At 74.7% G+C, this 21,947-nt stretch carries 17 protein-coding genes and 1 riboswitch; of the genes, 7 read left to right on the forward strand and 10 right to left on the reverse strand.

Annotated features, from left to right (window positions below):
* Nucleotides 1-4 precede the first annotated feature (4 nt).
* The 9 genes from cobI to ACFQ9Z_RS26905 form a co-directional block, all read right to left on the reverse strand.
* Nucleotides 5-736, reverse strand: coding sequence for a precorrin-2 C(20)-methyltransferase (gene cobI, locus ACFQ9Z_RS26865; RefSeq protein WP_383023694.1), 732 nt, complete (start codon nucleotides 734-736; stop codon nucleotides 5-7).
* Nucleotides 733-2,100: a cobyrinate a,c-diamide synthase gene (locus tag ACFQ9Z_RS26870; RefSeq protein ID WP_383023698.1), complete on the reverse strand. Its 1,368-nt coding sequence runs from the start codon at nucleotides 2,098-2,100 to the stop codon at nucleotides 733-735. Before ACFQ9Z_RS26870 ends, cobI begins: the two co-directional genes overlap by 4 nt.
* Nucleotides 2,100-2,708, reverse strand: coding sequence for a cob(I)yrinic acid a,c-diamide adenosyltransferase (gene cobO, locus ACFQ9Z_RS26875; protein WP_383023702.1), 609 nt, complete (start codon nucleotides 2,706-2,708; stop codon nucleotides 2,100-2,102). Before cobO ends, ACFQ9Z_RS26870 begins: the two co-directional genes overlap by 1 nt.
* Nucleotides 2,708-4,714, reverse strand: coding sequence for a putative cobaltochelatase (locus ACFQ9Z_RS26880; protein WP_383023705.1), 2,007 nt, complete (start codon nucleotides 4,712-4,714; stop codon nucleotides 2,708-2,710). The genes cobO and ACFQ9Z_RS26880 overlap by 1 nt, the downstream gene beginning before the upstream one ends.
* Nucleotides 4,711-8,376 carry a cobaltochelatase subunit CobN gene (gene cobN, locus ACFQ9Z_RS26885; protein WP_383023708.1) on the reverse strand — a complete coding sequence of 1,222 codons (3,666 nt, stop codon included), beginning with the start codon at nucleotides 8,374-8,376 and terminating at the stop codon, nucleotides 4,711-4,713. Before cobN ends, ACFQ9Z_RS26880 begins: the two co-directional genes overlap by 4 nt.
* On the reverse strand, nucleotides 8,373-9,881 hold the full coding sequence (locus tag ACFQ9Z_RS26890) for a cobyric acid synthase (RefSeq protein ID WP_383023711.1): 1,509 nt from the start codon (nucleotides 9,879-9,881) through the stop codon (nucleotides 8,373-8,375). The genes cobN and ACFQ9Z_RS26890 overlap by 4 nt, the downstream gene beginning before the upstream one ends.
* A complete protein-coding gene (locus ACFQ9Z_RS26895) occupies nucleotides 9,878-10,822 on the reverse strand; it encodes a cobalamin biosynthesis protein (protein WP_383023714.1) in 945 nt (314 codons plus the stop codon). Before ACFQ9Z_RS26895 ends, ACFQ9Z_RS26890 begins: the two co-directional genes overlap by 4 nt.
* Before the next feature lie 122 nt (nucleotides 10,823-10,944).
* A riboswitch (cobalamin riboswitch) is annotated at nucleotides 10,945-11,017 on the reverse strand.
* Between the two features lie 173 nt (nucleotides 11,018-11,190).
* On the reverse strand, nucleotides 11,191-11,418 hold the full coding sequence (locus ACFQ9Z_RS26900) for a hypothetical protein (protein WP_383023717.1): 228 nt from the start codon (nucleotides 11,416-11,418) through the stop codon (nucleotides 11,191-11,193).
* A 24-nt stretch (nucleotides 11,419-11,442) separates the two neighbouring features.
* Nucleotides 11,443-12,735 carry an anion permease gene (locus ACFQ9Z_RS26905; RefSeq protein WP_383023720.1) on the reverse strand — a complete coding sequence of 431 codons (1,293 nt, stop codon included), beginning with the start codon at nucleotides 12,733-12,735 and terminating at the stop codon, nucleotides 11,443-11,445.
* A gap of 346 nt (nucleotides 12,736-13,081) precedes the next feature.
* Here ACFQ9Z_RS26905 and ACFQ9Z_RS26910 point away from each other — a divergent pair, with 346 nt between their 5' ends.
* From ACFQ9Z_RS26910 to ACFQ9Z_RS26935, 6 genes are all read left to right on the forward strand, one after another.
* Nucleotides 13,082-13,747 (forward strand): class II aldolase/adducin family protein, encoded by a 666-nt coding sequence (locus tag ACFQ9Z_RS26910; protein ID WP_383023723.1) that lies wholly within the window; start codon nucleotides 13,082-13,084, stop codon nucleotides 13,745-13,747.
* 142 nt (nucleotides 13,748-13,889) lie between these two features.
* Entirely contained in the window at nucleotides 13,890-15,017 is a 1,128-nt protein-coding gene (locus tag ACFQ9Z_RS26915) for an alpha/beta hydrolase (RefSeq protein WP_383023726.1), read from the forward strand.
* Nucleotides 15,018-15,198: 181 nt separating this feature from the next.
* Complete coding sequence (locus ACFQ9Z_RS26920) at nucleotides 15,199-16,608, forward strand: hypothetical protein (protein ID WP_383023730.1); 1,410 nt, start codon at nucleotides 15,199-15,201, stop codon at nucleotides 16,606-16,608.
* 721 nt (nucleotides 16,609-17,329) lie between these two features.
* Entirely contained in the window at nucleotides 17,330-18,928 is a 1,599-nt protein-coding gene (locus ACFQ9Z_RS26925) for an ABC-F family ATP-binding cassette domain-containing protein (RefSeq protein ID WP_383023733.1), read from the forward strand.
* Between the two features lie 335 nt (nucleotides 18,929-19,263).
* A complete protein-coding gene (locus ACFQ9Z_RS26930) occupies nucleotides 19,264-19,485 on the forward strand; it encodes a helix-turn-helix domain-containing protein (protein ID WP_010355597.1) in 222 nt (73 codons plus the stop codon).
* A 128-nt stretch (nucleotides 19,486-19,613) separates the two neighbouring features.
* Nucleotides 19,614-20,417, forward strand: a complete 804-nt coding sequence (locus ACFQ9Z_RS26935; RefSeq protein WP_383023736.1) for an enoyl-CoA hydratase/isomerase family protein — start codon at nucleotides 19,614-19,616, stop codon at nucleotides 20,415-20,417.
* A 211-nt stretch (nucleotides 20,418-20,628) separates the two neighbouring features.
* Here ACFQ9Z_RS26935 and ACFQ9Z_RS26940 read toward each other — a convergent pair whose 3' ends face one another.
* Nucleotides 20,629-21,354, reverse strand: a complete 726-nt coding sequence (locus tag ACFQ9Z_RS26940) for a nucleopolyhedrovirus P10 family protein (protein ID WP_383023739.1) — start codon at nucleotides 21,352-21,354, stop codon at nucleotides 20,629-20,631.
* 87 nt (nucleotides 21,355-21,441) lie between these two features.
* Between ACFQ9Z_RS26940 and ACFQ9Z_RS26945 the strand changes: the two genes are divergently transcribed.
* Entirely contained in the window at nucleotides 21,442-21,915 is a 474-nt protein-coding gene (locus ACFQ9Z_RS26945) for an Asp23/Gls24 family envelope stress response protein (RefSeq protein WP_383023742.1), read from the forward strand.
* Nucleotides 21,916-21,947 lie beyond the last annotated feature (32 nt).

The following is a 21,947-nucleotide window of genomic DNA, read 5'->3' on the forward strand; positions in this document are numbered from 1 at the left end:
CGCGTCACAGCTTCCCGCCCCGCCCGCCGTCGCGCCGCGGCGGCGCGATCAGCGTGGAGAGGTACGGCAGCGGCGCCCCGTCCAGCTCGGCGGCCGGCCGCACCGACTCCTCAGGCAGCCCGAGCGCCGAGCCCCACACCGCGTCCCCGATCCGCCCGGTCTCCCGCAGCGCCTCGGCGACCTCGGTGGCCTGCCGCCCGAACTTGTACGCCACGACGGTGCCCGGCCCCGCCAGCGCCTCCCGCAGCGCCGCCGAGCCCGCCGTCACCGGCACCAGCGTCAGCGGCTCGGTGCCCTCCGTCAGCACCGCGCCGGACCGCGCCGCCAGATCCTGCATGGCGGTGATCCCGGGCACGGTCTCCACCACGGTGCCCGGCACCAGCTCGGCGACCGTCTGCGCGAGATACGTGAACGTCGAGTACACGTTCGGATCGCCGATGGTGGCGAAGGCGACCGACCCGTGCCGCTCCAGCAGCCCCGCGACCCGCTCGCCCGCCGCGTCCCAGGCGGCCTCCCGGCGGGCCCGGTCGGTCCGCTCGTTCAGCGCGAACACCACCCGGAGGACCTTCTCCACGGGCACGTAGTGCAGCACCGTCGCCTCGGCCCGGCCCCGCTCGCCGGTGTCCATCACCGGGACGACGACCACCTCGGCCGCGCGCAGCGCGTTGACCCCCTTGACGGTCACCAGCTCCGGGTCGCCGGGCCCTACCCCGACTCCGACCAGCCTGCTGCTCATGACGTCCGGCACCTCTCCACGAACCGACGGGCCGCACCGGGCGCGGCGGCCCAGTGCGTGTGCAGATAACTCGCGTGCACGCCCTGCTGTACGAAACCCTCGACGCGCCGGACCGGAGCCGTGAGCCCCCAGGCGGGAGCGGCGCCGGCGCCCGGCTCGACGACCGTGCGGTGGAACTCGTGCCCGCGCGTCCGCGTCCCCGCAACGGCCAGCACACTGTCGCCGACGGCCACCGCTTCCCGGTAGCCGAGAGTGAGCCGTTCGCCCATGCGGGCGCCGGCGTCCAGCACCCCGCACATGGGCTGCCCGTCCAGCTCCCGGCACAGGTAGAGCAGCCCCGCGCACTCCGCGGCCACCGGAGCGCCGCCCAGGGCGAGTCCGGCGACCTGCTCGCGCAGCGGCTCGTTGGCGGACAGCTCGGCCGCGTACACCTCCGGGAAGCCGCCCCCGACGACCAGCCCGGCGGTGCCCGCGGGCAGTTCCTCGTCCCGCAGCGGGTCGAAGGTGACGACCTCGGCGCCGGCGGCGGCGAGCAGCTCGGCGTGCTCCGCGTAGGAGAAGGTGAACGCCGGGCCGCCGGCGACGGCGACCACCGGCCCCCGCCTCCCGGCCGGCCCGGCCGCGGAGGCCACGGCCTCGGCCGGGTCCCAGGGCGCGCCCGGCACCGCGCCCGCGCTCCCCGCCAGCCGCATCAGCGCGTCCAGATCGCAGCCCTCGGACACCGCGGCCGCCATGGCCGCCACGGCGTCCACCGCCGCGGCCCGCCGCTCGGCGACCGGGACCAGCCCCAGGTGCCGCGACGGCGCGTCCACCCGGGGAGCCCGCCGCAGCACGCCCAGCACCGGAACCCCGGAGGCGTCCAGCGCCTCCCGCAGCAGCGCCTCGTGCCGGTCGGACGCCACCTTGTTGAGGATCACGCCCCCGATCCGCACCTCCGGGTCCCAGGAGGCGAACCCGTGCACCAGGGCCGCCACCGACCGCGCCTGCGACGACGCGTCCACGACCAGCACCACCGGCGCCCGCAGCAGCTTGGCGACATGGGCGGTGGAGGCCAGCTCGCCCTGGCCCGCCGCCCCGTCGTACAGCCCCATCACGCCCTCGACCACGGCGAGGTCGCACCCCCGCGCCCCGTGCAGGAACAGCGGAGCGACCAGCTCCGGCCCGCACAGGTACGCGTCCAGGTTGCGGCCCGTCCGCCCGGTGGCGAGCGCGTGGTACCCGGGGTCGATGTAGTCCGGCCCGACCTTGTGCGGGGACACGGCGAGCCCCCGCGCGGCGAACGCGGCCATCAGCCCCGTGGCGACGGTGGTCTTGCCGCTGCCCGACGAGGGCGCGGCGACGACCAGCCGGGGCACCGGCGACATCACCACTCGATGCCCTTCTGGCCCTTCTGGCCCACGTCCATGGGGTGCTTGACCTTGGACATGTCGGTGACCAGGTCGGCGAGGTCCACCAGCTTCTCCGGCGCGTTGCGCCCCGTGATCACCACGTGCTGGGTGCCCGGCCGGGCGCGCAGCACGTCCACGACCTCGTCCGTGTCCACCCAGCCCCAGTGCATCGGGTAGGCGAACTCGTCCAGCACGTACAGCCGGTACGTCTGGGCCGCCAGGTCCCGCTTGACCTGCTCCCAGCCTTCCCGGGCCTTCTCCTCGTTGGTCGCGTTGTCACCCTGGATGTCCCGCTGCACCCAGGACCAGCCCTCGCCCATCTTGTGCCAGTCGACGCTCCCGCCCTCGCCGGAGGCCCCGAGCACGCGCAGCGCGTTCTCCTCGCCGACCTTCCACTTGGCGGACTTGACGAACTGGAACACCCCGATCGGCCACCCCTGGTTCCAGGCCCGCAGCGCCAGCCCGAAGGCGGCGGTGGACTTGCCCTTGCCGACGCCGGTGTGCACGACGACCAGCGGACGGTTGCGGCGCTGACGGGTCGTCAGCCCGTCGTCCGGTACGACACTCGGCTGCCCCTGCGGCATTACGCGGCCCTCCTCGAAGTCCCCTGCACATCCCTGACCAGCCCGGCGATCGAGTCGGCCCGTAGTTCGTCCAGCGTCACCGCGGTGCCGCCCAGGTCGCCCGCGAGCCGCCCGGCGAGCCCGAGCCGCACCGGCCCCGACTCGCAGTCCACGACCACCGAGGCGACGCCCTCCGCCGCGAACAGCCGCGCCGCCCGCCCCGCCAGGGCCACCGGCTCGGGACCGCCGGTGGCCCGTCCGTCCGTCACCACCACGACCAGCGGCCGCCGCGCCGGATCCCGCAGCCGTTCCACCCGCAGCGCCTCGTGCGCCTTCAGCAGCCCCGCCGCCAGCGGCGTACGGCCGCCGGTCGGCAGCGACTCCAGCCGGGCGGCGGCCGCGTCGACGGAGGAGGTCGGCGGCAGCGCCAGGTCGGCGGCGGACCCCCGGAAGGTCACCAGACCCACCTTGTCCCTCCGCTGGTAGGCGTCGAGGAGCAGCGACAGCACCGCGCCCTTCACGGCGCTCATCCGCTGCCGGGCCGCCATCGACCCGGAGGCGTCCACCACGAACAGCACGAGGTTGCCCTCCCGCCCCTCCCGGGTCGCCTGCCGCAGATCGTCCCTGCGGACCACGAGACCGGGCCCGGACCGCCCCCGCGCCCGCTGGTGCGGCGCCGCCGCCAGCACGGTCGCCGCCAGATGCAGCTTGGTCAGCGCGCCCCGGGGCCGCCTGGCCCCGGTGGTCCGCCCGTGCTCGGTACGCGCCCGCGAACGCCGGCCGGCCGCGCCCTCACCGATGCCCGGCACGCTCAGCACCTTCGTGCGGAACGGCTCGGCGGCCCGGGCGGCCGGCTGCTCCTGGCCCCCGGAGGGCTGCGGCTGCCCGCCCGCACCGTTCTCCGGCGGCGCGGCCGCGCCGCCGTCGTCCGGCGGGCCGCTGTCGGGCGCCGGCTGCCCGCCACCGCCGCCGGGGCCCCCGGGGCCGGGGTCGGGGTCGTCGTCGCTCTCGCCCTCGCCGGAGAACTGCTCCAGCGTCTCGTCCAGCTTGTCCTCGTCCAGCCCCGGCGCGTCGAAGGGGTTGCGCCGCCGCCGGTGCGGGAGCGCGAGCAGCGCGGCCTGCCGGACGTCCTCGGCGAGCACATCGGTCCGCCCCGCCCACGCGGCCAGCGCGGTCGCGGTACGGGCCATCACGATGTCGGCGCGCATGCCGTCCACCTCGAAGGCCGCGCAGGTCGCCGCGATCTGCCGCAGCGCGCCGTCGCCGAGGCGCACCCGCGGCAGCAACTCCCTCGCGGCGACGATCCGCTGCCGGACGGCGGCCTCCTCGCCGGCCCACCGTGCGGCGAAGGCGCCGGGGTCGTCGTCGTACGCCAGCCGGCGCCGTACCACCTCCACCCGCTGGTCCGGCTCCCGCGAGGCGGCGACCTCCACGGTCAGCCCGAACCGGTCGAGCAACTGCGGCCGCAGCTCGCCCTCCTCGGGGTTCATGGTCCCGACGAGCAGGAACCGGGCGGCGTGCCGGACCGAGACCCCCTCGCGCTCGACGTAGGAGGCGCCCATCGCGGCCGCGTCCAGCAGCAGGTCCACGAGATGGTCGTGCAGGAGGTTGACCTCGTCCACGTACAGGATCCCGCGGTGGGCGTCGGCCAGCAGGCCCGGCTCGAACGCCTTCACGCCCTCGGCGAGCGCCCGCTCGATGTCCAGGGCGCCGACCAGCCGGTCCTCGGACGCGCCCACGGGCAACTCGACCATGCGCGCGGGCCGTTCGGCGCCTTCGCCGGTCCGGTGCGGACCGTCCGGGCAGGACGGGTCCGGTGCCGCCGGGTCACAGGAGAAACGGCACCCGGGGACGACGGCGACCCGCGGCAGCAGCGCCGAGAGGGCACGGACGGCCGTGCTCTTCGCGGTGCCCTTCTCGCCGCGCACCAGCACACCGCCGACCGCCGGCGAGACGGCGTTCAGCAGCAGCGCGAGCCGCAGGTCGTCCTGGCCGACAACGGCCGTGAAAGGGAACGGGGTGGTCACTGGTCGCCCTCCAAGTCGCCTTCCAGCTCCAGGTAGGTGGCGCGCAGCCGTTCCAGCGTGTCCGCGTCCGGCTCCGCCCACAGCCCGCGGTCCGCCGCCTCCAGCAGCCGCTCGGTGATGCCGCGCAGCGCCCACGGGTTGGACTTCTTCATGAAGTCCCGGTTCTCCGGGTCGAAGACGTACTCCGCGCTGAGCTTCTCGTACATCCAGTCGTCGACCACGCCCGCCGTGGCGTCGTAGCCGAACAGGTAGTCCACGGTCGCCGCCATCTCGAAGGCGCCCTTGTAGCCGTGCCGGCGCATCGCCGCCATCCAGCGCGGGTTGACCACCCGCGCCCGGAACACGCGGTGCGTCTCCTCGCCGAGCGTGCGGGTCCTCACCTGGTCGGGTACGGCGCTGTCGCCCACGTACGCCTCGGGGTTGGCGCCGGTCAGGTGCCGCACCATGGCGACCATGCCGCCGTGGTACTGGAAGTAGTCGTCGGCGTCGACCAGGTCGTGCTCGCGGGTGTCGACGTTCTTCGCCGCCACCGCGATCCGCTTGAACGCGGTCTCCATGTCCCCGCGCGCCGCCCGCCCGTCGAGCCCGCGCCCGTAGGCGTAACCGCCCCACACCGCGTACACCTCGGCGAGGTCGGCGTCGGAGCGCCAGTTGCGGGCGTCGATCAGCGGCAGCAGTCCGGCGCCGTACGCGCCCGGCTTCGAGCCGAAGATGCGGGCGGTCGCCCGCCGGCGGTCGCCGTGCTCCGCCGTGTCCTCGTCCACGTGCGCCCGCACGTGGTTGACCCCGGCGGGCTCGTCCAGTTCGGCCACCGCCCGGACCGCGTCGTCGATCAGCCCGACCACGTGCGGGAACGCGTCCCGGAAGAAGCCGGAGATGCGCACCGTGACGTCGATGCGCGGCCGGCCCAGCTCCTCGGGGGGGATCACCTCGAAGCCGGTCACCCGGCGCGAGGCGTCGTCCCAGACCGGACGGCAGCCCAGCAGCGCCAGGATCTCGGCGATGTCGTCGCCCTGGGTGCGCATCGCGGAGGTGCCCCACACCGTCAGGCCGACCGACTTCGGATACTCCCCGGTGTCCTGCAGATACCGCTGGACCAGCGAGTCCGCGAGTGACTGGCCGACCTCCCAGCTCAGCCGGGACGGGATCGCCTTCGGGTCGACCGAGTAGAAGTTCCGGCCGGTCGGCAGCACGTTGACCAGGCCGCGGGTCGGCGAACCCGACGGGCCGGCCGGCACGTAACCGCCGTCCAGCGCCCGCAGGATGTGCCCGATCTCGTCGGTGGTCCGGGCCAGTCGCGGCACGACCTCGGCGCAGGCGAACTCGAGCACCGCGACGGCGTCGGGGAGTTCGGCGCCGAGCGCGTCGCGCAGCACGACGGGCACGGCCGCCCGGTCCCAGTCCCGGGCCTCCAGCCCCTCCGCGATCCGCCGGCACAGCTGCTCCAGCAGGTCGACGGCGTCGGCCGCGGTCCTGGACGGACCGTCCACCAGGTCGGTCAGCTCCACCGGCGCCTTCACCGGCGCGCCCGGCTCGGCCAGCAGGTCCTTCTCCACCAGCCCGAAGTGCCGGGCCAGCACGGCCCGCAGCCCCGGCAGCGCGTTCGCCTGCCCGCCCCACACCTGGGAGGCGCGCAGCACGGCCAGGACCAGGTTCACCCGCGGCCCGGCCTCGGGGCCGCCGCCGAGGACGTGCAGTCCGTCGCGGATCTGCACGTCCTTGATCTCGCACAGATAGCCGTCGATGTGCATGACGAACTCGTCGAACGCTTCGTCGTCCGGCTGCTCGTCCACGTGCAGGTCGTGGTGCAGCTCGGCCGCCTTGACCAGCGTCCAGATCTGGGCGCGCACCGCCGGCGCCTTGGCCGGGTCGAGGTCGGAGACGAGCGCGTACTCGTCCAGGAGCTGTTCCAGCTTGGCCAGGTCGCCGTAGGTGTCCGCGCGTGCCATCGGCGGCACCAGGTGGTCGACCACCGTGGCGTGCCCGCGCCGCTTGGCCTGGGTGCCCTCACCGGGGTCGTTGACGATGAACGGGTAGACCAGCGGGAGGTCGCCGAGCACGGCGTCGGGGGCGCAGCCGCCGCTCAGGCCCAGGCCCTTGCCCGGCAGCCACTCCATCGTGCCGTGCTTGCCCATGTGCACGATCGCGTCGGCGCCGAAGCCGCCCTCGGACGGCGCGGCCTCCAGCCAGCGGTAGGCGGCCAGGTAGTGGTGGGAGGGCGGCATGTCGGGGTCGTGGTAGATCGCGATCGGGTTCTCACCGAAGCCGCGCGGCGGCTGGATCATCACGACGACGTTCCCGAACCGCAGGGAGGCGAGCACGATGTCCTCGCCGTCCACGTACAGGCTGCCCGGCGGCTCGCCCCACGCCTCGAGCATCGCCTCCCGCAGCCCGGGGTCGAGCCGGCCGAACCACTCCCGGTACGCGGCCAGCGGCACCCGGGCGGGCGCGGCGGCCAGTTGTTCCTCCGTCAGCCACTCCACGTCGTGCCCGCCGGCCTCGATCAGCCGGTGGATCAGCTCGTCGCCGTTGTCCGGGTACCCCTCGGCCAGGTATCCGGCGTCCCGCAGCGCGTCCAGCACCCGCACCGCCGAGGCGGGTGTGTCCAGGCCGACCGCGTTGCCGACCCGGGAGTGCTTGGTCGGGTAGGCGGTGAAGACCAGCGCGATCCGCTTGTGGGCGTTCGGCTTGTGCCGCAACCCGGCGTGCCGGACGGCGATCCCGGCGACCCGCGCGGCCCGCTCGGGGTCGGCGACGTACACCGGGACCTCGTCCGGGCCCTGCTCCTTGAAGGAGAACGGCACGGTGACGAGCCGGCCGTCGAACTCCGGGATGGCCACCTGCATCGCCGCGTCCATGGGGGACAGGGCGGCGTCCGACTCCAGCCAGGCGGCCCGCGACGAGGTGAGGCACAGCCCCTGCAGCACGGGCACGTCGAGGCCGGCGAGCGCCCCGACGTCCCAGGACTCCTCGTCGCCGCCGGCGGACGCCCGCGAGGCGTGCGTGCCGCCGGCCGCCAGCACGGTGGCGACCAGGGCGTCGGCCCGTCCCAGCAGCTCGTACAGCCCCGGGTCCGCGTCGCGCAGCGAACCGCAGTACACCGGCAGGGCGTTGGCGCCGCGCGCCTCGATCGCCTCGCACAGCGTGTCCACGAAGGCGGTGTTGCCGCTCAGTTCGTGCGCCCGGTAGAACAGCACGCCCACGGTCGGGCGGCCGTCGCGGAGCTCGTACGAGCCGTGGACGCCGAACTCCGGCATCCTGCGCGGCTCCTCGAACCCCTCGCCGGTGAGCAGGACGGTGTCGGAGAGGAACCGCGCGAGTTCGGTCAGGTTCTCCGGGCCGCCCTCGACGAGGTACCTCAGCGCCTGAGCCACCACGCCCGCGGGCACGGACGACTCGGCCATCAGCTCGGCGTCCGGCACCGTCTCGCCGCCCAGCAGCACGGTCGGGACGCCGGACGCCCGCAGCGCGGCCAGCCCCTCCTCCCAGGCGCGCTTGCCGCCCAGCAGCCGTACCACCGCGAGGTCCGCGCCCTCGATCAGCCCCGGCAGTTCCCCGGCCACGTCCACCCGGGCCGGATTGCCGATCCGGTACCCGGCGCCGGAGGCCCGGGCCGCCAGCAGATCGGTGTCGGCGGTCGACAACAACAACACTGTGCTCATGCGGGCGCTCCCGGTGGAATGAAAGGCAGTCCTTGCGGCGCGCCCGACTCGATGAGCCGCCACAGCGCGTCCGTGTCCGCGTGCTGTTCGATCAGGTCGCCGAGCCGGTCGAGCTGCTCCTCGCGCAGCGCGGCGAACGAGGTGGCGGGGGCCGGCACGAAGCGGCGCCCCGCGGCGGCCGCCACCTCGCGCAGGAAGGCCCGGCGGAAGCCGTCCGACTCCAGCGAGCCGTGCCAGTGCGTGCCCCACACCGAGCCGACCCGGCAGCCGTCCAGGAAGGCCTCGCCGCCGAGCACCTCGGCGACCCCGTGATGGATCTCGTACCCCTCGACCCGCTCGCCCAGGGCCTCGCCGGCCGGCCGGGCCAGGGTCTTCTCGCGGGCGAACCGCACCCGCACGGGGAGCACGCCGAGCCCGGCGACGGCGCCGGCGCGGGACTCGACCTCGTCCTCGATGTGCTCGCCGAGGATCTGGAAGCCGCCGCAGATCCCGAGCACCGGGCGGCCCTGCGCGGCCCGGCGCGCGAGCGCGTCCGCGAGTCCGCGCTCGCGCAGCCACGCCAGCGCCCGTACGGTCCCGCGGGTGCCCGGGACCACCACCAGGTCGGCGTCGGCGAGTTCCTCCGGCCGGTCCACGAACCGCACCACGACGCCCGGTTCGGCGGCCAGCGCGTCCACGTCGGTGAAGTTGGACATCAGCGGGACAGCGCACACGGCGACCCGCAGCACGTCCTCGCCGGCCGGCGGCGTCACGGCGGACTCCCTGACGGCGCCGCGCAGCGAGACGCGCAGTCCGTCCTCCTCGTCGATGCCGAGCCCGTGCCGGAACGGCAGCACGCCGTACGTGCGCCGCCCGGTGAGGCCCTGGAGCATGTCCAGGCCGGGCTCCAGCAGGGAGACGTCCCCGCGGAACTTGTTCACCAGGAACCCGGCGACCAGTTCCTGGTCCTCGGGCGCCAGCAGGGCGACGGTGCCGAAGAAGGAGGCGAAGACGCCGCCCCGGTCGATGTCGCCGACCACGAGCACGGGCAGCCGCGCGCCGCGCGCGACGCCCATGTTGACGATGTCCGTCCGCCGCAGGTTGATCTCCGCGGGCGATCCGGCCCCCTCACAGATCACCGCGTCATACGTGCCCCGCAACTCGGCGAGGCAGTCCAGCACCGTGCCCAGCAGCCGCTGCTGCCGACCGCCGTGGTAGCCGCGCGCGCTCATCTCGCCCACCGGTCTGCCCAGCAGCACCACCTGGCTGCTCTGTTCCCCGCCCGGCTTGAGCAGCACCGGGTTCATCAGCGCGGTCGGCTCCACCCGGCAGGCCTGCGCCTGCATCGCCTGCGCCCGCCCGATCTCGGCGCCCTCTCGGGTGACGAAGGAGTTGAGGGACATGTTCTGCGCCTTGAACGGCGCGACCTTCACGCCCTGGCGCACCAGCCACCGGCAGATCCCGGCCGTCACGACGCTCTTGCCGGCGTCGGAGGTGGTGCCGGCGACGAGGAGACCGCCGTTCACTTGCCACGTCCCTTCACGAGGAGGCGCGCGCCGGCGGTGACACCGAGCGCGAGCAGGCCGACCCGGCGGGAGAGCCGTACGGCCCGTTCGATGTCGGCGGCCCGGACGGCCCGCCCGGCGCCGCCGTTGAGCACGGGCCGGTGCTCCACCCGCCCGGCGTAGGAGAGCGTCCCGCCGAGCCGCACTCCGAGGGCGCCGGCGAACGACGCCTCCACGGGCCCGGCGTTGGGGCTCGGGTGCTTGGCCGCGTCGGCCCGCCAGGCCCGCACGGCGCCCCGCGGGTCCGGCCCGGCGAGCGCGGCGAGCACCGCGGTCAGCCGGGCCCCCGGCCACCCGGCGACGTCGTCGAGCCGGGCGGAGGCCCAGCCGTACCGGCGCAGCCGCGGCGACTTGTGACCGACCATGGCGTCCAGGGTGTTGACGGCCCGGAACCCGAGCAGCCCCGGCACCCCGCCCACGGCGCCCCACACCAGCGCGCCCACGACGGCGTCGGAGGTGTTCTCGGCGACGGACTCGACCACGGCCCGGGCGATCCCGTCGGCGTCCAGCGCCTGCGGGTCCCGGCCGCACAGGCGGGGCAGCCGCGCCCGCGCCGCCGTCACGTCCCCGGCCTCCAGGGCGCGCCCGATGGTACGGGCCTCGCGGGCGAGGGAGGTGCCCCCGACGACGGCCCAGGTGGCCACGCCGGTCAGCGCGGCGGAGGCGACGGGGGAGCGGCGCACGGCCCGTTCGGCGACGAGTCCGGCGGCTACGGCGCCGCCGGCGCACACGGCGGTGTGCAGCGCGCCCCAGCCGCGGTGGTCGTGCCACAGCACGCGTTCCACGGCAGCGGCCGCCCGCCCGAACACGGCGACCGGGTGCCCGCGGCGGGGATCGCCGAGGAGCAGGTCGCCGAGAAGGCCGGCGGCGGCGCCGTACGCGTAAGCGCGATCGGCACCCATCGGCTCAGCCGGCCGTGGGCACAGGGGCGGTCCTGGCGGCTGTCCTCGATCTGCGGCCGAGCATGGCGATATGTGTCCTCACTCAGGGTGTCCACGCCCTGGTTCGACGAAGCCGGCGGTGAGAGTTCCTGGCTCCCGGGGATCGCTCCCCGGTCACAGTGGCGGGACCGCGCCGGATTCGCACCGGCTTCCTCTCCTGCCGCCGTACATGGCCCGGGCAGTCCACCACGCCCCCCGAAGGGCCGTCAACTTGCCTTTGACCTGCGCGGGGAGAGTGTGCTGAGCCCCACACCGGCGCGATCGGGGCGGAAAAAAGGCTCCCCGCCGGAACACACACCGGCGGGGAGCCTTCTCGGGAACGGCTCGGGTCAGGGCTTGGCCACGATCAGGTAGATGCCGTACGCCACGGCCGCCGCGCACGCGGCGAAGCACACGTAGGCGCCGGTCACGGCGAGCCCGGCGGACCCGCCCTGCGCCGCCGCCCGCTCCCGGCGGGCCAGGCCGCCGATGCCGAGGGTGAACAGGGCCACCAGGCCCACCGCGAAGGCGAGGCTGACGCCGAAGACGGATCCGATGGCCGCCCAGTCGATCTTCATGTTGCTTTTCCTCCGGTAACCGGGTCAGACGGTGGCGGCCGGCGGGACGGCCGGTGCGGCCGGTGCCGTGACTTCGACGACGACGACCGGGGCCGGGCCGCCGGACTGCTCCGGGAAGCTGACGACCGGGCCCTCGCCGAGGGCGGCGGCGCCGGCCGGCGGCGGGGCCACCGCGGCGATCGCGGTGGTCACCACACCGGCGGGCTCAGCGGCTTCGTCGGTGCCGTTGACGTTGGTGTGGTCGACGACCTCGCGGCGGGACAGCTTCCAGATGGCGGCGCTGGAGCCGACCAGGAAGACCGCGACGAGGGCGGTGCCCCAGTCGCCCAGGCCCGTGACGGACTCGGCGAGGGCGCCGACCAGGGCGGCGGCGGGCAGGGTCAGGACCCAGGCGACGGCCATGCGGGTGGCGGTGGACCAGCGGACCACACCGCCCTTGCGGCCCAGGCCCGCGCCCATCACCGAACCGGAGACGACGTGCGTGGTGGACAGCGAGAAGCCAAGGTGCGAGGAGGCCAGGATGGCGGTGGCGGCGCTGGTCTGGGCGGCGAAGCCCTGACGCGGCTCCAGCTCGGTCAGGCCCTTGCCCATGGTGCGGATGATGCGCCAGCCGCCGATGTAGGTGCCGAGCGCGATGGCCAGGCCGGCGGAGAGGATCACCCAGGTGGGAGGGTTGGAGCCCGGGGCGATGGCACCGCCCGCGATCAGCGCCAGGGTGATGATGCCCATCGTCTTCTGGGCGTCGTTGGTGCCATGGGCGAGGGAGACCAGTCCGGCGGAGGCGATCTGGCCGGCGCGGTAGCCCTTGCGGGTGGCCTCGCCCTCGGCCTTGCCGCCGATCCCGTAGGAGAAGCGGGTGGACAGCATGGCGGCCAGGCCGGCCACGACCGGGGCGGCGACCGCCGGCAGCAGCACCTTGGTGACCAGGACGTCGCCGTGCACGGCGCCGAAGCCCGCCGAGGCGACGGTGGCGCCGATCAGGCCGCCCATCAGGGCGTGGGAGGAGCTGGAGGGCAGTCCCACCAGCCAGGTCAGCAGGTTCCAGAGGATCGCGCCGACCAGGGCGGCGAAGATGACCTCGGGACGGATGCCGTTCTCATCGACGAGACCCTTGGAGATCGTGTTGGCGACCTCCACGGAGAGGAAAGCGCCCACCAGGTTCAGTGCGGCGGACATGGCCACCGCGACCTTGGGCTTGAGCGCACCGGTCGAGATGGTGGTGGCCATCGCGTTGGCGGTGTCGTGGAAACCGTTCGTGAAATCGAACGCGAGTGCGGTTACCACCACAATCGCGAGGATCAGCGAGAAGCTTTCCATTTACCCAGGCAATCGTTCGAGCGTCATTGGCGGGTTGAACGTAGGCAACCTGGGTGAACGGAAGGTGAACTGGGCCGGGCGCGGGAGTGTCGGGAACGGCGGTTCGGGATTCCGCTTCGGGCCGGCGCCCGGACGCCCCTTGGCCTCCGGGCGCGCGCGAGGGCCCGCGGCCGGCCCCGTGACCCGGGAAAGAGATTCCGGTCACTTCGCGAACCGCCCTCCTGCCGTGCCGCCGGGACAGCCATCACGACCCTCCACAGGTCGGTGATCCGGTCCTGACGTGCTGTGACGGGCGATCGACAGCGGGTGGCCCGCCCCGCGCCCGGCGGGCTGGCAGGATCGCGGCATGGCTGAACAGGGGCGCGACACGGAAGAGCAGCAGCGGGTCTGGGCGGCGCTGGTCGCCACGGCCCGCCGGACCGTGACCGACGGGCTGGTCGTCGGCACCTCGGGCAACGTCTCCGCACGCGTGGGGGACCTCGTGCTGGTCACCCCCTCGGGCGTGCCCTACGACCGGCTCACCCCGGCCGACGTCACCGCCGTCGACCTCGACGGCCGGCAGGTGCTCGGCGCCCTCGTGCCGACCAGCGAGCTGCCGATGCACCTCGCCGTATACCGATCCACCGGCGCCCGAGCCGTCGTCCACACCCACGCCGTGCACGCCACGGCCGTCTCCACCCTCGTCACCGAGCTGCCCCCGATCCACTACATGACCGCCGCCCTCGGCGGCCCCATCCGGGTCGCCCCCTACGCGGCCTACGGCACCGACGAACTGGCCGGGAACATGCTCGCCGCGCTGGCCGGCCGCTCCGGGTGCCTGCTGCGCAACCACGGCATGGTCACCCACGGCGCCACCCTCGACCAGGCCTACGACCGCACCGCCCAGCTCGAGTGGATGTGCCGGCTGTGGCTGACGGCCTCCTCCGTGCCGGGACTGACGCCCGCTCTGCTGACGGAGGCACACATCGCGGAGGCCGGGGCACGCTTGAAGGGGTACGGCCAACGGAGGTGACCCCTTGTCGTCGCACAGCCATCCGCTCCGTCCCCCAGCCGCCCGGCTGCCCCTGACCCGGCGGGCCCTCGGGCGCCGGCCCCTGCCGTCCGGCCCGGCCCTCCGGCTGGCCGGCTCCGGCGCCCCCCGTGACACTGGAGCCGTGCGCACCGTAAGAGCCACCGCCGCCGCCCTCGGCGCCGTCCTGGCCGCCGGCGCGGCCTCCGTGGCCGCCGGCCGGCTGGCCAGCGACGCCGCGCTGAAGGCGGCACCGGGCCGGCCGCTGCCCACCGAACCCCGGCTCACCGTGCACGGCACCTCCGCGGGGCGGATCGCCCTCACCCGGGACCTGGCGTCGCTGCGCCCCGGCACCTACGGCCTGGCCGGCGACGGCTCCCACGCGGTCGTCGGGCCGCTGCTGGACTCGGCCGAGCACACCGCCGACAGCGTCGTCAGGCGCCTGATACGCGTCACCCACGGCACCTTCGCACCCGGCGACCCGGTTTGGTTCACCCCGAACGTCCACGTCGGCGACCCGGGCACCGCACTCGGCCTCGATCACGCCGACATCGACGTGCCCGGGGAACTCGGCACGCTGCCCGCCTGGTTCGTGCCCGGACACCGGGACACCTGGGTGATCGCGGTGCACGGCCTCGGCACCACCCGTGAGCACGCCCTGAACGTCATGACGTACCTCCACCGCCGCCGCGTCCCGGTCCTCGCCCTCGCCTACCGCGGCGACCTCGGCGCCCCGCGCCCGCCGGACGGCCTCAACCACCTCGGCGAGACGGAGTGGCGGGACGTGGACGCGGCGATCCGGCACGCCGTCCGCTGCGGCGCCGACCGGGTCGTCCTCCTCGGCTGGTCCACCGGCGCCACCATGGCCCTGCGCGCCGCCGAGCACTCCGCCGTGCGCGACCGCGTCGCCGGGCTGGTCCTGGACTCGCCGGTACTGAACTGGCAGGCCACGCTGCGCGCCCTCGCCCGGGCCCGGCACACCCCCGACGCCCTGCTGCCGCTCGCGGTGCGGGCCGCGCAGGGCCGGGCCGGACTGCACCCCGACCGCGGCGCCCAGGCCACCGACCCCGGCCGGCTCGCCGTGCCGACCCTGATCATCCACGGCCCCGACGACGTGGTGGCCCCGTGGGAGTACTCCCGCCGCCTCGCCGCCCGCCGCTCCGACCTCGTCGCGCTGCACACCGTCACCCGGGCCCCGCACGCGGCCATGTGGAACGCCGACCCGGACGAGTACCAGGAGCGGCTGCGCCGGTTCCTGACCCCGCTGATGTGACGGCCGGCGGCGGACTCCGGTGCGGCGCGGGTCCGCCCGCCGCCGGCCGTTCCGTCGAAGGCCGCGACCCTGGCCTGATCCCGCCTCCGGGCCACCCGCCGACCGGGTGCGCGGGCCGGCCCCGGCGCCCCCCGGGGCATTCCGTTTGGGTTTTCGGACCGTCAACCGGAAGACTGCACCCGTGACGTCCCGTATCCCGCGCGACTCCAGGCTTCGACTCGTCCGACCGCGACCCCTGGCCGCCGCCCCCAGAGCTGTGAACCAGCGGCGCCCGCGCCGCCCCGCACCCCGGCCGCCGGAGGGCACCCCCGCCCCGGCCGAACTGGCCAGAATGGCGCGCACCGGTCTGGCCGGCGCGGTCCGGGTCGCCCGCTGGGCCGACTCCGCCCTCGGCCCCGGCAGCGACGCCGCCACCGCCGACGGCAAGGCCACCCTCTCCGACGCGACCGCCGAACGGGCCGCCGCCGGCCTCGGCCTGGACGCCGACCGGGTCCGGGCCGACTGGGACACCGCCCGGCTCGCCGGACTCATCGAGGTGCACGAGGACAACGCGCGCCCCGGCTGGCGGCTGCGCGCCTGGGACCGCGACGACAGCGCCGTGCTGCGCGGCTGGGTCGCCCTGTTCGACGCCTGGTCGCTGGCCAGCCCGGAGCCCGCGGAGTTCGAGCCGGCCGCCGTCGCCGAGGTCGTCTCCGCCATGCCCCAGGTGCTGTCCTTCCTGCAGTTGTCCGCCGGCCCCGTGCCCGTGGAGCAACTGCTCGACCTGCTCCAGCAGCGGGTCACCGAACTGCGCACCGAGCGCTGCGAGGTCTCCTACGAGCCCGGCGCCGCCGGCGCTTCGGGCCCCGCCGAGACCCAGCCCGCCTCTGACACCCCGCTCGCCCCGCTCCTGGACTGGGCCCTCACCGCCCTCGCCGCGGTCGGCGCCCTGACCTACGGCGACGGCCAGGCCACGCTCACCCCGCTGGGGAGCTGGGCGGTCTGGGTCAAGCTGGAGCAGATCTGCGTGGCCGCGCAGAGCCCGGCCGGCAACATCGAGCAGTCCGCCGAGGACATGCTCCGCGGCTGTGCCCAGCTCCGCCCCAACGCCGCCCGCGCCGAGTACCGCGCCTGGCTCGCCGCCCGCCCCGTCGGCAGCGCCGTCACCGAGCTGCTCGCCGCCGCCCGGGGCGACGACGCCCTGCTGCGCGGCCTCGCCTTCGAGGCGCTGCGCGTCGTCGGCGCCCCCGCCGAACCCGAGGTGCACGCGGTCCTGGACGATCCCGCCCTCAGGCCGTACGCGCTGCTGTGGCTGGCCGAGCACGACGGCGTCGACCCGGAGGACGCCCACGAGGTCCTCACCCGCGAGGAGGCCACCTGGCTGTGGGTCGACACCGCCGCGGCCGTTGCCGACCACGGCGAGACGTCGATGCTGATACGGCACCTGGAGGCCGCGGTGCAGCCGACCGTCCCCACGCTGCTGGACGAGGTCCGCGCCGTCGGCCACCCGCGCACCGTGCAGGTCCTGGTCGCCCTCGCCGCCGCCCACCCCGACCCGGCCCTCGCCAAGGCCGTCCGCCGGGCCGCCTTCCAGGTGCACACCGGCGGCTGACCCGGAGCGCCCGACCGGCCGGGAAGCGCCGGCGGCCGCCGCGTCCCGGCGGGCGCGCCGGCGGCTCCCGGCCGGTCAGCCGCCGGATCCCGGGCGCGAACGTGCCGACGCTCCGGACATCGCCCTCGGCGTCCCGGGCCGTCTGGTCCCGCGAGCCGTGCTCCAGGTCCGTCGGGGGCATCAGGCTCTCCGCGCCGTGCTCGACGGCCCGCCGGAGGTGGGAGTCAGCGTCGTCCGAGTCGTCCGGGTCGTCCACGACGACGTACACCCCCGCGGGTCCCGCACCCCGCACGGCCGTGTCGAAGAGAGTGCCGCGGCCCCCGGAGCCGACCGTCGCCGCGCTCTCGCCCCGGACCGGCCCGCGGTGCGTCACCATGCAGTCCGCCGTCTCGTGCACCGACCGCGCGGTGAGGCCGAAGGCCTCGGTGAGCTGCCTGATCGCCGCCTTCGCGTCCGTGTACGGCACCGCCGGGACGACGCCCGGCCGTCCGCCCGTCCCCGCCACGCCGATCACTGCCACGCGCGCCGGCCCACGCCCCCGCCGTCCCGAGTCTCACCGCCCCGCCGCCGACGTCCACCGGCGGGCGCGGGGGACGGACCCAGGAAAACCGCTTGCACGGTCCCGTTAGACTTGGCCCATGGCCATTCTCCTCGCGCATTAGACGGCGGGAACGTCCTCAGCCGCCCACCGCCAATCCCCAGTACGCCCTGGAGTCTGTCCGTGATCTCCGCTTCCGGTATCGAGCTGCGCGCCGGTGCGCGCGTCCTCATCGAGAACGCCACCTTCCGTGTCGCCAAGGGCGACCGCATCGGCCTCGTAGGCCGCAACGGCGCGGGAAAGACCACCCTCACCAAGTGCCTGGCCGGAGAGGGCATCCCGGCCGGCGGCCAGATCGCCCGTTCCGGCGAGGTCGGCTACCTCCCGCAGGACCCCCGCACCGGCGACCTCGACGTCCTCGCCCGCGACCGCATCCTCTCCGCGCGCGGCCTCGACGTGCTGCTGCGCAAGATGCGCGAGAACGAGCAGCGCATCGCCAACGGCCAGGGCGCCACCCGGGAGAAGGCGCTCAAGCAGTACGAACGCCAGGAGACCGAGTTCCTCACCAAGGGCGGCTACGCGGCCGAGGCGGAGGCCGCCACCATCGCCGCGGCGCTCAACCTGCCCGACCGGGTCCTCGGCCAGCCGCTCCACACGCTCTCCGGCGGTCAGCGCCGGCGCATCGAGCTGGCCCGCATCCTGTTCTCCGACGCGGACACCCTGCTGCTGGACGAGCCGACCAACCACCTGGACGCCGACTCGATCATCTGGCTGCGCGACTACCTGAAGACCTACCGCGGCGGCTTCATCGTGATCTCCCACGACGTCGACCTGGTCGAGACGGTCGTCAACAAGGTGTTCTACCTGGACGCCAACCGCGCGCAGATCGACGTCTACAACATGGGCTGGAAGCTCTACCAGCAGCAGCGCGAGGCCGATGAGAAGCGCCGCAAGCGCGAGCGCGCCAACGCCGAGAAGAAGGCCGCCGCCCTGCACTCGCAGGCCGACAAGATGCGCGCCAAGGCCACCAAGACGGTCGCCGCGCAGAACATGGCCCGCCGCGCCGACAAGCTGCTCTCCGGACTGGAGGCCGTCCGGCAGTCCGACAAGGTCGCCAAGCTCCGCTTCCCGGAGCCCGCACCCTGCGGCAAGACCCCGCTGATGGCTGAGGGCCTGTCCAAGTCGTACGGCTCACTGGAGATCTTCACCGACGTCGACCTGGCCATCGACAAGGGCTCCCGGGTCGTCATCCTCGGTCTCAACGGCGCCGGCAAGACCACGCTGCTGCGCCTCCTCGGCGGCGTCGAGCAGCCCGACACCGGCGAGGTCGTCCCCGGCCACGGCCTCAAGCTCGGCTACTACGCCCAGGAGCACGAGACCCTGGACCCCGAGCGCACGGTCCTGGAGAACATGCGCTCGGCGGCGCCCGACATGGACCTGGTCGAGGTCCGCAAGGTGCTCGGCTCCTTCCTGTTCTCCGGCGACGACGTCGACAAGCCGGCCGGGGTGCTCTCCGGCGGCGAGAAGACCCGCCTCGCCCTCGCCACGCTGGTCGTCTCCTCCGCCAACGTCCTGCTGCTGGACGAGCCGACCAACAACCTGGACCCGGCCAGCCGCGAGGAGATCCTCGGCGCCCTGCGCACCTACAAGGGCGCGGTCGTCCTGGTCACCCACGACGAGGGCGCGGTCGAGGCGCTGCAGCCGGAGCGGATCATCCTGCTGCCGGACGGGGTCGAGGACCTGTGGGGCTCCGGCTACGCCGATCTCGTCGCCCTGGCTTGATCGAAAGCCTGATCCACGGCGTATGGATCATTCGGCCGAGCCGTGATCCATCATCTGTGTGAGATCTCCTCGTACCGACGTGTGTCGTACACCGATTTCGCGGCCGATCCCCCCAGTACCAAGGGATCGGCCGCCTCGCGTCCCTGACCTGGCAGTTCGCGGAACCACCCGTTCGGCCGTGTGTCCCCGAGATCATGGAATCCGGGATTCCGTATGTGGGGATGCGCTCCTGTCGTCACGGCGATGTCTCACGGACCTTGCCGAATGGGTGGCCATCCCGCCCCGGAGGGGTGATCATGAGGAGACCAGAGCGCACTTCCCATGAGGAGGCACGGGTGGCCGAGACTCTGAAGAAGGGCAGCCGGGTGACCGGCGCCGCGCGCGACAAGCTCGCGGCAGACCTGAAGAAGAAGTACGACTCCGGTGCGAGCATCCGGGCGCTGGCCGAGGAGACCGGCCGCTCGTATGGCTTCGTACACCGGATGCTCAGCGAGTCGGGCGTCACGCTCCGTGGGCGTGGCGGAGCGACCCGGGGCAAGAAGGCCGCGACGTCCTGACTCCGGGCGGCCCATCGGCTTCGATGGTGGCCACCCGGCCGGCGGTCTGAACGGCCGGGTGGTTACTGTGCAGTCACTTAGCATGCCGTACGGCAATGCGTGATGACCGCACCCATCGGAGGCGCCCCATGGCTTCGCCCGACCAGGACCTCGCTCCAGTACTCGACAAGGACGGCGTACGGCTCACCGTCGACGACGCGCTCGCCACGGTGACGCTGGCCAATCCGGCCAAGCGCAACGCGCAGAGCCCCGCCATGTGGCGGGCGCTCACCGAGGCCGGCCGGCTGCTGCCGGGCTCCGTCCGCGTCGTGGTGCTGCGCGGCGAGGGCCAGTCCTTCTCCGCCGGGCTGGACCGCAGGATGTTCACGCCGGACGGTATCCCGGGCGAGCCGACCTTCATCGAACTCGCGCGTCGTGACGACGCCGGGCTCGACGCGACCATCGCCGAATACCAGGAGGCGTTCACCTGGTGGCGACGCAACGACATCGTGTCCGTCGCCGCCGTCCAGGGGCATGCCATCGGTGCCGGGTTCCAGCTCGCGCTCGCCTGCGACCTGCGGGTCGTCGCGGACGACGTGCAGTTCGCCATGCGCGAGACCTCGCTCGGCCTCGTTCCCGACCTGACCGGCACGCATCCGCTGGTCGGGCTGGTCGGGTACGCCCGTGCGCTGGAGATCTGCGCGACGGGCCGGTTCGTCGGAGCCGCCGAGGCGGTGGCCTCCGGGCTGGCCAACCTCGCGGTGCCCGCGGCCGAACTCGACGGCGCGGCACGGGACCTGGCCGCGGCGTTGCTGGCCGCCCCGCGCGACGCGGTGGTGGAGACCAAGGCGCTGCTGCGGGGCGTCCCGGAACGGGACTACGACACCCAGCGGGCCGCCGAGCGGGCCGCCCAGGCCCGGCGGCTGCGGGACCTGGCCGGTGTCGGCGAGTGAGCCCCCGGCGCGCGGTGCGATGCGTGCCGCCGGTCCGTTCACGCCGGTGATCAGTGCGGCCACCGTCGGGTGATCGTCCAGCGCGTCCCGTACCGCCTCGCGGACCTGCCGGGGCCACCTCTACGCCCGGTGATCCCCGGGCCGGCGCAGGCGGGACGTGGACGTGGACGTGGACGTGGACGTGGTGGTGCGGCGGCCCGGGTGCTGCCGGTCAGGTCACGCCGGTGATCAGGACGGCCACCGTCGGGTGATCGTCCAGCGCGTCCCGCACCGCCTCGCGGACCCGCCGGGCCACCTCCAGGGCCTGGTGGGTGCCGTCAGTCGCCAGTTCCACCCGGACGTGCCGGTGCGGCAGCGTGGCGTCCCCGGCGAGCCGCTCGATGTGGACGGCCCGGCCGAGACCGCCGAGCGACCCGGTCAGCCGGGTGACCCCGGGGACGGACAGCGCGGCCGCCGCCGCGCGGGCCTCGTCGCCGTCCGCGGGCTTCCGGGCGGCCGGCGGCCGCGGGGCGTCCACCGGCGTGCCCGGCCCGTCCGCCGCCTCCAGCAGATCCGTCACCCGCAGGTCCACCTCCGTCACCACCAGGCCCAGGACGTCCGTCGCCGCCGTCAGCAGGGCCAGCCGCAGGCGGGACGCCGTCGCCGGCAGCGGCTCGGCGGCCGGGGCCGCGAAGTCCGCCGCGATCCGCAGGCCACCCGCGGGCAGCGCACCGGGCGGCCGCGGTACGACGGGGTCGTGGACGTCGTCCGGATCGGCGAGCGTGATCCGCACCGTGCCGAGGCGCACCCCCCGCACGGCGCCCGCGGCACGCGCCAGCACCGCCTCGACCGCCCGCTGGACGATCCACGCGCCGTCGCGCGGGCCGCCGAGCGGCAGCAGTCTGCCCAGGCCCGGCCGCTGCCCCGCCACCCGTGTCCACCGGTCTTCTGCCGTCATTCCTCCAGCCTGCCGCATCCACGGCGCGCAATCGCGCAACCTTGCTTACGGTGGTCGGAGAACGACGACCGAAAGGGACGTGCGGCGATGACCGAGATGACGACGACCCCAGACGGTGACAACGAGCCACAGCGCACGACCCGCAAGCCCACCCGGCGCGGTGGCGGAGACCCGGCGACCCGGGGGCGGACCACCATTTCCGACGGTGTCGTGGAGAAGATCGCCGGGATGGCCGCCCGCGACGTGTTCGGCGTGTACGCCCTGGGCAGCGGACTGGCCCGGACCTTCGGCGCGGTGCGCGACCGGGTGCCGGGCGGCTCGAAGTCCGTGACCCGGGGAGTGAAGGCGGAGGTCGGCGAGGTGCAGGCCGCGCTGGACCTGGAGATCGTCGTGGAGTACGGCGTGTCCATCTCCGACGTCGCCCGCTCGGTGCGGGAGAACGTGGTCGACGCCGTCGAGCGGATGGCCGGACTCGAGGTGGTCGAGGTCAACATCGCGGTGAGCGACGTCAAGCTGCCCGACGAAGCGGAGGAGGAGCCCGAGCCGCCCCGCATCCAGTGACGCCCCGGCCGCCCGGGGCCGCGCCCCCGGGA

Source organism: Streptomyces sp. NPDC056580 (assembly GCF_042793175.1).
Taxonomy (GTDB): Bacteria; Actinomycetota; Actinomycetes; order Streptomycetales; family Streptomycetaceae; genus Streptomyces.

Coding starts and splice junctions, on each gene's coding strand:
- cobI (WP_383023694.1), bottom strand. CDS start 736: ATGAGCAGCAGGCTGGTCGGAGTCGGGGTAGGGCCCGGCGACCCGGAG.
- ACFQ9Z_RS26870 (WP_383023698.1), bottom strand. CDS start 2,100: ATGTCGCCGGTGCCCCGGCTGGTCGTCGCCGCGCCCTCGTCGGGCAGC.
- cobO (WP_383023702.1), bottom strand. CDS start 2,708: ATGCCGCAGGGGCAGCCGAGTGTCGTACCGGACGACGGGCTGACGACC.
- cobN (WP_383023708.1), bottom strand. CDS start 8,376: ATGAGCACAGTGTTGTTGTTGTCGACCGCCGACACCGATCTGCTGGCG.
- ACFQ9Z_RS26895 (WP_383023714.1), bottom strand. CDS start 10,822: ATGGGTGCCGATCGCGCTTACGCGTACGGCGCCGCCGCCGGCCTTCTC.
- ACFQ9Z_RS26900 (WP_383023717.1), bottom strand. CDS start 11,418: ATGAAGATCGACTGGGCGGCCATCGGATCCGTCTTCGGCGTCAGCCTC.
- ACFQ9Z_RS26905 (WP_383023720.1), bottom strand. CDS start 12,735: ATGGAAAGCTTCTCGCTGATCCTCGCGATTGTGGTGGTAACCGCACTC.
- ACFQ9Z_RS26910 (WP_383023723.1), top strand. CDS start 13,082: ATGGCTGAACAGGGGCGCGACACGGAAGAGCAGCAGCGGGTCTGGGCG.
- ACFQ9Z_RS26935 (WP_383023736.1), top strand. CDS start 19,614: ATGGCTTCGCCCGACCAGGACCTCGCTCCAGTACTCGACAAGGACGGC.
- ACFQ9Z_RS26940 (WP_383023739.1), bottom strand. CDS start 21,354: ATGACGGCAGAAGACCGGTGGACACGGGTGGCGGGGCAGCGGCCGGGC.
- ACFQ9Z_RS26945 (WP_383023742.1), top strand. CDS start 21,442: ATGACCGAGATGACGACGACCCCAGACGGTGACAACGAGCCACAGCGC.